The 14,315-nt window shown below is 37.5% G+C and carries 5 protein-coding genes; 2 read left to right on the top strand and 3 right to left on the bottom strand.

Annotation, left to right across the window (positions count from 1 at the left end; genetic code table 11):
• Positions 1-138 precede the first annotated feature (138 nt).
• Positions 139-10,131, top strand: coding sequence for a T9SS type A sorting domain-containing protein (locus GS03_RS00125; protein ID WP_136150557.1), 9,993 nt, complete (start codon positions 139-141; stop codon positions 10,129-10,131).
• 126 nt (positions 10,132-10,257) lie between these two features.
• Here the strand turns inward: GS03_RS00125 and hisS are convergent, their stop codons facing one another.
• Positions 10,258-11,616: a histidine--tRNA ligase gene (gene hisS, locus GS03_RS00130; protein ID WP_136150558.1), complete on the bottom strand. Its 1,359-nt coding sequence runs from the start codon at positions 11,614-11,616 to the stop codon at positions 10,258-10,260.
• Between the two features lie 104 nt (positions 11,617-11,720).
• On the opposite strand from hisS, the gene GS03_RS00135 reads away from it, so the two are divergent.
• Complete coding sequence (locus GS03_RS00135) at positions 11,721-12,971, top strand: ABC transporter permease (protein WP_136150559.1); 1,251 nt, start codon at positions 11,721-11,723, stop codon at positions 12,969-12,971.
• On the opposite strand, the gene prmC is transcribed toward GS03_RS00135, so the two are convergent.
• Positions 12,972-13,826: a peptide chain release factor N(5)-glutamine methyltransferase gene (gene prmC, locus GS03_RS00140; RefSeq protein ID WP_136150560.1), complete on the bottom strand. Its 855-nt coding sequence runs from the start codon at positions 13,824-13,826 to the stop codon at positions 12,972-12,974. It lies immediately after the preceding gene.
• Position 13,827: 1 nt separating this feature from the next.
• Positions 13,828-14,313: a GNAT family N-acetyltransferase gene (locus GS03_RS00145; protein ID WP_136150561.1), complete on the bottom strand. Its 486-nt coding sequence runs from the start codon at positions 14,311-14,313 to the stop codon at positions 13,828-13,830.
• Between the last annotated feature and the right edge of the window lie 2 nt (positions 14,314-14,315).

Genomic DNA, 14,315 nt, shown 5'->3' on the forward strand with positions numbered 1-14,315 from the left:
AGCATAAAATGTGCATTTCGTCGATTTTTTTGTGCTTTTTATCGATTATATTAAAAGAATATCTAGTTTTGAAATGTCAAATAAACAGAATGAAGATTAAAACTTCATTTAAATAATAAATCATAATACCCTAAAGTTATGAAAAATTTATTACTTAAAGCAGAAAAGAATTGTGTCCTACTAATTACCCTACTAGTAAGTAGCTTTGGATACGCTCAAACAACAAGAATATACACATCATCGGGAACCTTTGTGGCTCCTGCTGGAGTAACTACCATACAAGTGGAAGCCTATGGCGCCGGTGGTGGTGGTGGTTTTGGTGGAACATCGAATAAAGATGGCGCCGGTGGTGGTGGTGGTGGTGGTTACTCTAGAAACACTACAGTATCTGTAACTGCTGGAACAATTTATACAATAACTATTGGTGCTCAAGGTACCGGAGCTACAACTAGTGGCACGCCAAACGGAACTTCAGGTGGTAACACTACTGCTGTTTTTGGAGCCACAACTGTTACCGCTAATGGTGGTATTGGCGGTTTTGGTTATTCGAATGGTGGTGCTGGTGGTTCAGCTGGAACTGGTTCTACACGTAATGGTGGTGCTGGTGGTAATGGACTAAATGGTAACGGTAGTGGTGGCGGTGGCGGTGCTGGTGGAACAACTAGCAACGGTGGTAATGGATCTGTGCCAACTGGTGGAACAGCTGGTGGTGGTAATGCCGGTGCTGGTGGTAATGGAACAACAGCTAATGCTGCTGCAGGTTCTAATGCTACCAATTATGGTGGTGGTGGTGGTGGTGGTACCAAAAGCTCTGCTGGTGGAAACGGTACTCAAGGATATGCAATTATAACTTACACCTGTCCAACTTATGCACTAACAAGTGCTACAACATCTAATAGTCCTTTATGTACAGGTTCATCTGCTTCCGTTACTCTTAATTCTTCATCTTTAGCTTCCGGAACCTATACTGTAACATACAATCTTAGTGGTGCAACTACTGCAACGGGAAATACAGCTTCAATGACATTTACTGCAGGTAGCCCTGGAACAGGAACATTTTCAACATCAGTTTTAAATATTGGATCAACAACCGTAACTATAACTAATTTAGCATCTTCTTATTGTACCAATAGTATTAGCTCTTTTAATACTACGAGTGTGACAGTTAATCCTCCTCCTACATCAAATGCGGGTACTGCTGTTGTTGCTTGTTCAACAGATACAGCTATTCCTGTAACCGCAGGTTCTAGTGCTACAAATTACACATCAGTAGCATGGACATCAAGTGGGACTGGTAGTTTTACAAATGCGAATTCTTTAACAACTTGCACATACAATCCAAGTGCGTCTGATATATCTACTGGTATTGTAACCTTAACCCTTACAGTTTCAAACCCAGGTTGTGCAGATGCAACCTCAACTAAAACGCTAACATTAAGAGCTGCAGCTATCGCTATTGCCGGAACAAATATAAACACTTGCTCAACTGTGGGTGCAGTGAACATTACTGATGGTGCTAGTGCTTCAAACTATACATCTGTTGTTTGGACCTCAAACGGAACCGGTACATTTGTGAATAATAATTCATTAACAACTTGCACCTACGAGCCAAGCGTTGATGATATAACTGCAGGAACCATCACATTAACATTAACTGTTATTGGTAATTCTCCTTGTAGTAATGTAACGTCTACAAAAACATTAACTGTAAGTAGCCCACCTACAGCTGTGGCTGGAGATGAATTTAGTAGCTGTTCAGCAGCTACAGCTATAAATATTACTACAGGTTCTACTGCAACTAATCAGACTAGTATAAATTGGACTTCAGATGGTTCTGGTACTTTTACAAATGCCAATTCTTTAACAACATGTACTTACACTCCAAGTGCTGCTGACATTTCTTTTGGTGAAGTTATTTTCACACTTACATCTTCAAATCTGGGTTGCACAGATACTACTGCTACAAAAAAGCTAAAATTTTATGTAACCCCTACTTGTGTTGCTGGTACTCCTGTAGTGACTTGTTCTACTTCGGGATCTGTAAACATAACTACGGGATCCAGCGCAACTAATTATACTTCTATTGCATGGACATCAAATGGAACTGGTACTTTTACTGATGCAGATTCTTTAACATCTTGTAATTACACTCCAAGTGCCGCTGATATTACAGTAGGTAGTGTTACTTTAACATTAACTGCAAGTGGTGATGCTTCTTGTGGTAATATAACTTCTTCAAAAACACTAACTATAAGTAGTCCCCCAACTGCTGATGCAGGAGCTGACTTTTACAGCTGTTCAGCAGCTACTCCTATAAATGTTACAATTGGTTCAAGTGCGACTAATCAAACAAGTGTAAATTGGACTTCAGATGGTTCTGGTACTTTTGCTAATGCTAATTCTTTAACAACATGTACCTATACACCAAGTGCGGCTGATATTTCTTCTGGCGAAGTCATCATCACACTTACATCTTCAAATCTAGGATGTACTAATGCTAATGCTACTAAAAAGTTGACATTTTATACAACTCCTACTTGTTTTGCAGGCACTCTTTTATCAACTTGTTCTACAGCAGGATCTGTAAACATAACTACGGGATCTAACGCAACTAACTATACTTCTATTGCATGGACATCAAATGGATCTGGTACTTTTACGGATGCAGATTCTTTAACATCTTGTACTTATACCCCAAGTGCTGCAGATATTTCTATGGGTAGTATTACTTTAACATTGACTGCAGTTGGTCATCCGTTATGTGGAGATGCTATTTCTACAAAAACACTGACTATAAGTAGTCCAATGACAGCCATAGCCGGAGCTAATTTTAACACTTGCTCAACTTCAGGTGCTATTAATATTACATCAGGTTCTAGTGCAACTAACTATACTTCTATTGTATGGACATCAAATGGAACTGGTACTTTAACAAACTCTAATTCATTAACAACATGTACTTACACACCAAGTGCTGCTGATATAACAGCAGGTAGTGTAAAAATTACACTCATTGCTTCAAACTCAGGTTGTGCAAATATGACTTCATCTAAAAAAATATTTTTTATTCCTGACGCTATTGCAACTGCAGGAATAGGAATAAGCATTTGTTCAACCGTTGGTTCGGTAAATATAACTGCTGGTTCTAGTGCGGCTAACTATAATTATACAGATTGGTCATCAAACGGAACTGGTACCTTTACAAACGCTGGGTCTTTAACAACTTGTACTTACACTCCAAGTGTCGCTGATATTACAGCTGGTAGTGTTACTTTAACATTGACTGCATATGGAAATACTCCTTGTTCAAATACAACATCAACAAAAACATTAACTATAAGCAGCCCAATGACAGTAGATGCTGGTGCTGATTTTTCAACTTGTTATGCTGCGGGTGCAATCAACATTACTGCGGGTGCTAGTGCTACAAATCAAGCAACTTTATTATGGACTTCAAATGGTTCTGGCACTTTTGCAAATGCTAATTCTTTGACTACATGTACTTATACACCAAGTGCTGCTGATTTAACAGCCGGAAGTGTAATTTTTACACTATATGCTACAAATGCTGCTTGTGCTGATGTTTCTGCTACTAAAACTGTAAGCTTTAGCCAACTTTCAACTGCTGTTGCCGGAACAACAATAAACACTTGTTCTACTAATGGTGCGGTAAATATTACTGCTGGTGCAAGTGCTACAAATTATACTGCTGTTGCTTGGTCATCAAGCGGAACAGGTACTTTTACGGATGCAGATTCTCTTACTTTGTGTACCTATGCTCCGAGTGCTGCAGATATTACTGCTGGTAGTATTACATTAACCCTTACAGTTAACGGAAATGCTCCATGTACAGATGTTACTTCTACAAAAAATCTGATTATTAGTCTTGGACCAAATGCTGTTGCAGGTGCAAGTTTTTCAGCTTGTTATTCATCTGGAGCAATCAACATTACTGCAGGTTCTAGTGCTACTAATCAAACGAGTGTGAATTGGACATCAAACGGAACTGGTACTTTTGCTAATGCCAATTCGTTAACGACTTGTACCTACACTCCGAGTGCTGCTGATATAACAGCAGGAAGTGTAATTTTTACACTTACTGCTTCAAATGCAGGTTGTGCTGATGCTACTGATACAAAGACACTAACTATTAGTTTACTTCCAACAGCTATTGCCGGAACAGCAATGAACACTTGTTCTTCTACTGGTGCCGTAAATATAACTACAGGTTCTAGTGCTACTAATTATACTTCAGTTACCTGGACATCAAATGGAACAGGTACTTTTGCAAATGCTAATTCACTAACAACTTGTACTTACACTCCAAGTGTCGCTGATATAACAGCCGGAAGTGTAATATTAACTCTTACTGTTACCGGAAATGCTCCGTGTGCAGATGTTACTTCAACAAAAAATCTAACGATTAGTCTTGCGCCAACAGCAGTGGCCGGTTCAAATTTTTCAACTTGTTATTCATCTGGAGCAATAAGTATTACTACAGGTTCAAGCGCTACTAATCAAACAAGTGTAACTTGGACGTCAACTGGAACTGGTACATTTGCTAATGCCAATTCTTTAACGACTTGTACTTACACTCCGAGTGCTGCAGATATAACAGCCGGAAGTGTGATTTTTACACTTACTGCTACTAATGCAGGTTGTGCTAATGCTACAGCTACTAAAACACTAACTATCAGTTTGCTTCCAACAGCAGTTGCCGGACCAGCGATAGATACTTGTTCTTCTACTGGTGCCATAAACATAACTGCTGGTTCTAGTGCTACAAACTATGCTTCTATTGCTTGGACATCAAGTGGAACAGGGACTTTTACAAATTCGAATTCTTTAACAACGTGTACTTACAATCCTAGTGCTGCAGATATAACAGCCGGAAGTGTAGTATTAACTCTTACAGTTAATGGAAATGCGCCATGTGCTACCATTACTGACAATAAAACATTAACGATAAGTAAAGTAATGACTGCAGTAGCAGGTCCGGCATTTACTGCGTGTTCTTCTAATACAGCTATAGTAGTTACAACTGGTTCTAGTGCTACTAATCAAACCCTTGTAACTTGGACATCAAGTGGAACTGGTACTTTCACTAATCCAAATTCATTGACAACATGTACTTATACTCCAAGTGTTGCTGATACAACCGGAGGAAGTGTTATCATATCTCTAACAGCTTCAAATACGAGCTGTCCAACTGTAACATCTAATAAAACCTTAACCTTTGTTGCTGCTCCAATAGCAGATGCAGGTTCAGATATAGCTACTTGTTCTACTTGTGGTACTGTAAATATTACTGCTAATTCAAGTGCTTCAAACTATACTTCTATTGTTTGGACATCAAGCGGAACAGGGACTTTTACAAACCCAACTTCTTTAACAACATGTACTTATACTCCAAGCGCTGCTGATATTACAACCAGTTTGGTTCAAGGAGGTATAACGTTAACTTTAACAGCTACCGGAACTTCTCCGTGTACAACATCTGTTTCAACAAAAGTACTTGCAATCACATCACAAACATTTACTTCTTCAGGTACTTTTACTGTTCCTGCCGGAGTATACCAAGTAACTGTTGAAGCTTGGGGTGGTGGCGGAAAAGGTGGTGACGGATTGAACGTAGGTAAAGTTGGCGGTGGCGGTGGCGGTGGCGCTTATTCTTTAAAATCTGTTGCTGTAGTTCCTGGAAATACTTACTCAGTAAATGTTGGATTAGGATCACACTCTGTTGCAGATGGAGGAGACTCATGGTTTATTAATACTTCAACCTTTCTCGCAAAAGGTGGTACTACAGCTCTTGACAATGCAGTTACTGGTGGTGCTGGTGGTAGTACTGCAGCTTGTATTGGAGATGTTACTTCAAGAGGTGGAAATGGTGCAAACGGCGTAACCGGATCTTATGGCGGCGGCGGCGGTGCCGGAGCAGAAGCAGGTGAAAATATGGGTGTTGACGCAACAACAAACTTAGGAGCTATTGCAGTTTGCAGTGGTGGAAATGGTGGAAATGGATATACTTCTCAAAACGGTGATGGTCTAACAGGAATTGCACCCGGTGGTGGTGGTGGTGGTGGCCGTAGAAATGGAAACAATGGTGTAAACCAAGGCACTGGCGGTCCTGGAGCTGATGGAAAAGTAGTTATAAAATGGCCGGTAAATGCAATGCTTCCATCATTAACATATGCGCCGGGAGGAATAACATCTAATTTGCAATTATGGTTGCGTTCTGACTTATTAAACGGAACTACAACAGTAGCAGATAATACTCCGGTTACAACTTGGTACACTCAAGCAAGAGGAGCTAATGCAATTAAACCTGCAGCAGTCGGAGCACCTGTATATCGTAATAACGCAGCTTATAACATCAATTTTAATGCTGTAGTAGATTTTACTAATCCATACAATACACCTTCTCAGGTTTATACAGATTTGAGTAGTTCAAGACAGTATTTAAAAGGTACAAATGGTTATTATTCTGAAGATACTTTTGTAGTTGTTATTCCTGATGTTACTGTAACTTCAGCGTTAAACAGTATGGATGTATTTGCCGGAAAAAGCTCTCCTTGTGCTCAAAATACTAAAGCAGGTATTTCTTATGGAAATGTTGATACGCGATTTACTAATGAAGTACTATCGTATACTTCAGGTACAACTACTTCATACGGAAATGCTGAAGTTAGTACAACTACACAATACAGCAGACCCGGAATTATAAACGTAAGAAATAATTCAGGAAATACGGGAATGCAATTATATTACAATGCAAATAATATAGCCACTACTGAAGTTAATGCATCTAAACACAGAAATATCTACGACAGTCAATACTGGATTGGAAGAAGTGAAGCCTGGGACGGAAGTTTAGATGGAAGAATTGCTGAAGTTATCACGTATAGCTCTAGAAAAAACGATACTACTGAAAGAAACAAAATTGAAAGTTATTTAGGTGTTAAATACGGTATAACTTTAGGAGTAAACGGTACTTCTCAAAACTACCTCGCTTCTGACGGAACTATCATTTGGGATGCAACTGCAAATGCCGGTTATAACTATGACATTGCCGGAATTGGAAGAGATGATGTTGAAAAACTAAATCAAAAACAATCTAAAAGTGTTAACGCTAACTCTAATTTAACTATTGGATTAGGAACAATTGCTACTACAAACACTGCAAACACCAATGCATTTGATGCTGATAAAAAATATTTGATTTGGGGTGATAACGGTGGAAATATGAACGACTCAGGAACCGATTTAACTATAACTTTTGGTGGTACTTCTAGCGTTACAACACTAACAGATCTTCCAAACAAAAAATGGAAAATTAATGAAATTGGTGGCGACGTTGCAACTACAAAAGTTTCTATCCCAACAACAGCATTTGCAAGTTTACCTGCCTTAGCCGGAAATGATGCTTATGTAATGATTGTTGCTTCAGATGCTGCTTTTACAACTAATTTAGAAACCGTATTTTTAACAACCAATGGTACTGCTCAGGAAACTGATTATGACTTTGACGGAACTAAATTCTTCACATTTGGAGTTGCTCACGAAAGCATTTATTCAAGACATGCAACATTTGACGGAACTGATGATACTATGAAAGTTAGCAATTCAAACAACTTAAACAGTACTTTCTCGATGATGACATGGGTAAGACCAACAGGTGCAAACACTTTGGCTAACGACAGAACAATTGTTTCAAAATACAATGGAACATCTGGTTTTAGAGTTTACTTAAACTCAACAAACAGAGTTGTTGTTACCTGGGCTGGTGGAACTACTTTGACTTCAGCTACTGCTTTACCAAGTTCAGAATGGCATAATGTTGCTATCATTTACTCAAGTGGTTCTATCAAACTTTATATTGATGGTGTATTAGATTCAACTGTTGCTTCTGCAGCTCCGGTTTCAAGTACAAACACGTTCTCAATTGGTGCTGAATACAGATCTAAATCAGATACACGTAATTTCTTCAAAGGAGATATTGATGAGTTCAGATTATGGGATAAAGCGATAACACTTTCAGAATTAAAATTTGTAATGAACCAGGAAATACTTCAAAACGCTACTGGTACAAAAGGTGCAATTTTGCCAACAACGATAACTAAAAATGACATCAGTACTTTAAACTGGAGTAATCTTCAGGCGTATTATTCTATGAATTCTTTCATTGGAACACACATCAATGATGATTCTCAAAACAGCAATAGAGGAAATGTATTTTTACCAAATAAAACAACAATAACCGTACAATCTTCTCCACAACCATATGAAAGTTCGACTGATGGTTCATGGTCTAGCACAAGTACTTGGTCTAATGGAACTATCCAACAATTACCAAATAGTATTTCAATTGTTGACGGAACTACTCCAATCGACTGGAACATTGTTAAAACAAACAATAATGTTGGTTCTACCGGAAACAAAACGGTTCTTGGATTGTTTGTTAATACAAACACTTTAAGCGCTACAAATGATACAAAAATCCAGGTATCTCACTATTTAAAAATTGATGGTAAAATTGATTTAGTTGGAAAATCTCAATTAATTCAAACTACTAATTCAGATTTAGATGTAACTAGCGCTGGTTCTTTAGAAAGAGATCAACAAGGTCAGGCTATAAAATACAACTACAACTATTGGTCTTCTCCTGTAAGTTCTATTAATAATACAACTATTAATCACGGATTTACAGTAGCCGGAGTTATGAAAGACGGAACTAATGTTAACAATCCACAAAATTTACAATGGACAACAGGAGTAAATGGATCGCCAACAACGCCTATAACATTGAGTAGCTATTGGATATTTAAATTCCAAAACTCTACTAATTCATATGCAAACTGGGCATCTGCCGGACCAAACGGAACATTATTACCTGGTCAAGGATATACAATGAAAGGTTGTGGTTCTGCAGCAGCAGATCAAAACTATGTATTTGTTGGTAAACCAAATAATGGAACTATCACTTCAACTGTTGGTCCTGGTAACCTAAATCTATGTGGTAACCCATATGCTTCTGCTATTGACGCTGATCAATTTATTGACGACAATGCAGCCAGTTTAAATGGAACGTTATATTTCTGGGAACATTACAGTACAAATACAGCTCATGCTACTATTCAGTATCAAGGTGGTTATGCAACCTATACAAAAACAGGTGGAACTGCTCCTGTAGCTCCAGCCGGAATAAGCGGATTAGGTTCAAGTAGTAAAGTTGCTAAAAGATATATCCCGGTAGGACAAGGATTCTTTGTGACTGGTTCAGCAACTGGTGGAACAATTACATTCAACAATGCACAAAGATTGTTTGTTAAAGAAAATGATCCAACTTCATTCACCTTATTCAAAACAGGAAATGCTACTGTAGTTGCTACTGTTAATCAGGAATACAATAATGCATCTGATACTGTTACAGAAGAGCAGTTTGCTAAATTGAGATTAGGATACAATTCAGCTGATAACTATCACAGACAGATATTATTAGGTTTTATGAACGAACATGCAACAGCTGGATATGATAACGGTTATGACGCTTTAAGCATTGAATCGCTTACCAATGACATGTACTTTATCAATGGAACTAATAAATTAAACATCAGTGGTGATGGTTCCTTTAACGTAAACAACATTTATCCATTGGGTGTTAAAAATGCAGTAGCTGGTGAAGTAACTTTTGTAGTTGATGGAAAAGAGAATTTTGATGATGATCAGGAAATATACATTTATGACAATGTGACTTCAATCTATCACAGTATCAAAGATCAAAACTTCCAAATCAATTTGCCGGTTGGAACTTATGATACAAGATTCTCATTAAGATTTACAAATGGCAGTACAGCACTTGGAACAGTTGATCATACTGATGCAAATCACGGAATCAGCGTGATACATTCACAAGCTAACAATGTAATCAACATCAAAAACGAATTGCAGGAAGTAAATGTAAAATCCGTTTCATTATACAACTTGTTAGGTCAAGAAGTACAGTCTTGGAAAATGTATAACCAAAACCAAACTGATATGCAATTACGCGTTAGTGATTTAAGCTCTGGAACTTATATCGTAAAAGTAATTACCGATGGTGGTGATGTAACTAAAAAAATAATAATTAAATAACCCCTGCTAATGAATTAAACCTACCTCTTGTTCTGCTGTTTATTTGACACTAAATTGGCTACTATAATACAAGGCAAAAAATATCCCCGACTTCGGGGATTTTTTGTTTTTAACTCTGACTAAATATTAAGAAAGCTTCTTGATAAAATTGTCAAGATTTAACTGAAGCTGTTCTCCGGTTTGTATATCTTTTAAAGTAAAATTCGAACCATCTATTTCTTTTACCACAAACGGAATTCCTCTGCGTTCCGCATGTTTAAATTGTTTGTCAATTTTAGCTGCATCAGGATACATTTCGGATTTGATATTTTTATTCCTAAGTGTCGTAATAGCTTTCATAGCTTCAAAAGTCTGGCTTTCACCAAAATTTAAAAATAGCACTTTTGTAGCAGTAGTAACTGTTTCCGGAAATAAATTCAGTTCTTCCAGAACTAAATATATTCTATCCAAACCAAACGAAATTCCAACACCGCTCATATCTTTCAACCCAAAAATCCCGGTCAAATCATCATAACGTCCGCCACCACCTATAGAACCCATGGCAACTTCTTTTGGCCCAGTAACTTCAAAAATAGCTCCGGTGTAATAATTTAATCCACGGGCCAAAGTAACATCCAAATCTAAAATCGCTTTTTGCAAACCAAGTTTAGTTACGTTGTCACAAATGAAACGCAATTCTTCAACACCTTTTTTTCCTTCTTCAGAAGAAGAAAGTAATCGGGTTAGTTTTTCTAATTTCTCCTGAATCGTTCCGGTAAAATTGAACAAAGGTTGTACTTTTACTAAAGCCTCATCCGAAATCCCTTTTTCAAGCATTTCTTTTTTAACTCCGTCCTCTCCTATTTTGTCGAGCTTATCTAAAGCTACTGTAAAGTCAATCAATTTGTCTGAAGCACCAATTACTTCAGCTATTCCGGATAATACTTTTCTGTTGTTGATTTTTATAGTAACACCATGCAACCCTAAATCTGCAAAAACCGAATCGTACAATTGCACCAACTCTACTTCCTGCCACAACGATTTGGAACCAACAACATCGGCATCGCACTGATAAAACTCTCTGAATCTTCCTTTTTGTGGACGATCAGCGCGCCAAACAGGTTGGATTTGATACCGCTTAAACGGAAACTCAATCTCGCTTTGATGCTGCACAACGTAACGCGCGAAAGGAACAGTTAAGTCGTAACGCAAGGCTTTTTCGGAAATCTTATTTGTTAGTTGTTTGTAGTTAATCGATTGTAGTTGTTCCGCTGGAACTTTATCCAAATAATCCCCTGAATTCAATATCTTAAAAATCAAACGATCACCTTCTTCCCCATATTTTCCCATCAAAGTATCCGAGTTTTCAAACGACGGCGTTTCAATTGGCTGGTAACCAAACTTCTCAAAATGATGTCTCATTATCGAAATAATATAGTTACGTTTAGCAACCTCTGCCGGTGAAAAATCTCTTGTCCCTTTTGGAATACTTGGTTTTGATGCCATTTGAAAGAATTATGAATTCGTAATTGAATTGCAAATATCTTATTTTATATCTGAATGTAAATATTCTTGTAACAAAAACTGTATTTTAGTGTCAAATTTGCCATATGTTAGGAATTGGACTGTTTAGGGAAAATGTAAAAATCGCGCTGGGTTCCATCCGAACGCAGTTGCTTCGTACCATTTTGACCGTTGTTATTATCGCGATTGGAATTACAGCTCTGGTTGGAATTTTAACCGTAGTTGCCGCTTTCGAAAACAATTTGAATTCCACTTTTGCCTCAATGGGTTCCAATACCTTCAACATTAACCAATACCAAAATACCTTACGTGGAGACGGTGGCAATGAAATTGAAAAAATAAATCCAATCATTACCTATCCCGAAGCCAAAGCTTTTAAAGAAAAATACAACTTTCCAATGACGGAAACTTCACTGTCATTTGTAGCGACTTCAAGTGCTGAAGTGAAATTTGAAAGTCAAAAAACAGATCCGGAAATTTCGGTTATTGGCATTGACGAATATTATATAGCAAACTCCGGTTTGGAAGTTACTCAAGGCAGAAACTTTAACTCTTTTGACATTTCAAATAATGTTTATTCCTGCATTGTAGGCTCTGATTTTGCTACAAAAGGTTTGTTGAAAGATGTTAATCCAATCAATAAAATTCTATCTGTTCGTGGCGCCAAATTCAAAGTCATTGGCGTATTAAAAGAACAAGGTTCCACTTTTGGAAACAGAAAAGACTTGAGAGTTATGATTCCGATTCAGGTGGCGCGTTCGTTATTTTCGCAACCCAATATCAATTACTCACTGAGCACTATGATTCAAAAAACAGAATTGCTCGATGCCGCTATCGACAATGCTGTTATCACCATGCGTAAAATCAGAAAACTAAATCCTGTCGAAGAAGATAATTTTGGTATTTCCCGAAGCGACGATTTGGTCAATAGAATTGCCAGCATTACCGATTTCTTAGGCGTTTCAGCCTGGTTGATTGGCATTATTACCATATTAGGTTCGTCGATTGCCCTGATGAATATTATGATTGTCTCTGTAACCGAAAGAACCCGTGAAATTGGTGTCAGAAAAGCATTGGGTGCCAAAAAAAGTGCTATCGCTATTCAGTTTTTTATTGAAACAATAACCGTAGGACAAATTGGTGGAATTTTAGGAATATTATTGGGAATTTCAGTTGGTTATCTAATTTCGTCCCTGCTTGACTTGGCATTTGTGACTCCTTGGGGCGCCATTTTTGCTGCCTTTGTGACCAGTTTTATTGTTGGCTTAGTTTCCGGATTATATCCCGCAATAAAAGCTTCTCAACTTGATCCTATCGAAGCGTTGCGATACGAATAGTTATAATGAGCAGGAAATCATCCGGTCATTTCCATAAATATCTTTCTTCAGTTCAACATTCCTGAATCCTGAATCTTCAAGTAAGCGAACCGTTTCTTTTCCCAAATACTGATTGATTTCGAAATACAATTTGCCATTCGGATTTAAATTTTTCTTTGCCAGTTCAGCAATTTTTCGATAAAAAAGCAACGCATCAGTATCTTCAACAAACAAAGCCAAATGTGGTTCATACTCTAAAACATTGGGTTTGATTTCGGCTTTTTCCAAATTTCGAACATACGGCGGATTAGAAACTATAATGTCAAATTGCTGTTCTAAATCGTCTGTTTCCAAAATATTTTTCAAAAGAAAAGTAACGTTCGTATCATTTATGTCAGCATTTTTTTGGGCTGTAGCCAAAGCTTTCTCCGAAACATCAATCGCAAAAACTTCAGCATTCGGAAGATTTTTGGCTAACGAAATCGCAATGCAACCCGAACCTGTTCCTATATCCAAAATTTTGAGGTTGTTTGGTGATGTGGTTATTTGGTAGTTTGAAATAATAAACTCAACTAATTCTTCCGTTTCCTGTCTTGGAATCAACGTATTTTCATTGACTTCAAATCGACATCCATAAAACTCGGTTTCTCCTAAAATGTATTGAATCGGTTTTTGAATTTTCAAATCGGAAAGAATACTTTTCCATTGTTTTAAATGAATGCCATCCATTACCGTTTCAGGATTGAGCGCCAAATCTATTCGTTTCAAACCATGGAGTTTCTCCAATATAATATAGAAAAAGCTATCGATTTCCTGTTCGTCATAAATTGGAAGTAATTCCTTTTTGAAAATGTCTTTGTAATTTTTGATTTGCATCTTATAAATTCTTTATCATCCAAACCGGACAAGTAGTGTGACCAGTATTTCCCATTGGTGAACAAAGATATTCAAAACCGGCTTTTTTGTATAAATGTTGTGCTGTCAGCATTTCGGGCAAGGTTTCGAGATAGCACTTTTCATAGCCTAAATCGGTGGCTTCCTGCAAACATTTTTGTATCATTTCAAAACCAATTCCTTTGCCTCTGGCTTCCTGGAGAAAATACATTTTTTGCAATTCGCAGATGTTTTCAGTTGAATTTTCCAATTGCGAAACGCCTGCGCCACCAATGATTTTGCCATCACTTTCAACCACAAAATAAGTTGCGCGTGGTTTGTCATAGGTTTCGAACATAAAATCCAATTGTGCATCCGCAAAAGCAGTTCCGGTTTTCGGAAAATTATCTGCAATAAAAACTTCACGGATAACCGCTGCAATTTGTTGGTTATCTTCCTTTTTGATTTCTCTTATTACGATGCCATTCATTC

The organism is Flavobacterium sangjuense (assembly GCF_004797125.1).
Taxonomy (GTDB): domain Bacteria; phylum Bacteroidota; class Bacteroidia; order Flavobacteriales; family Flavobacteriaceae; genus Flavobacterium; species Flavobacterium sangjuense.

What these genes read in the sequence shown, in the direction of transcription:
- GS03_RS00125 (WP_136150557.1), top strand. Translation starts at nt 139, where the DNA reads ATGAAAAATTTATTACTTAAAGCAGAAAAGAATTGTGTCCTACTAATT.
- hisS (WP_136150558.1), bottom strand. Translation starts at nt 11,616, where the DNA reads ATGGCATCAAAACCAAGTATTCCAAAAGGGACAAGAGATTTTTCACCG.
- GS03_RS00135 (WP_136150559.1), top strand. Translation starts at nt 11,721, where the DNA reads ATGTTAGGAATTGGACTGTTTAGGGAAAATGTAAAAATCGCGCTGGGT.
- prmC (WP_136150560.1), bottom strand. Translation starts at nt 13,826, where the DNA reads ATGCAAATCAAAAATTACAAAGACATTTTCAAAAAGGAATTACTTCCA.
- GS03_RS00145 (WP_136150561.1), bottom strand. Translation starts at nt 14,313, where the DNA reads ATGAATGGCATCGTAATAAGAGAAATCAAAAAGGAAGATAACCAACAA.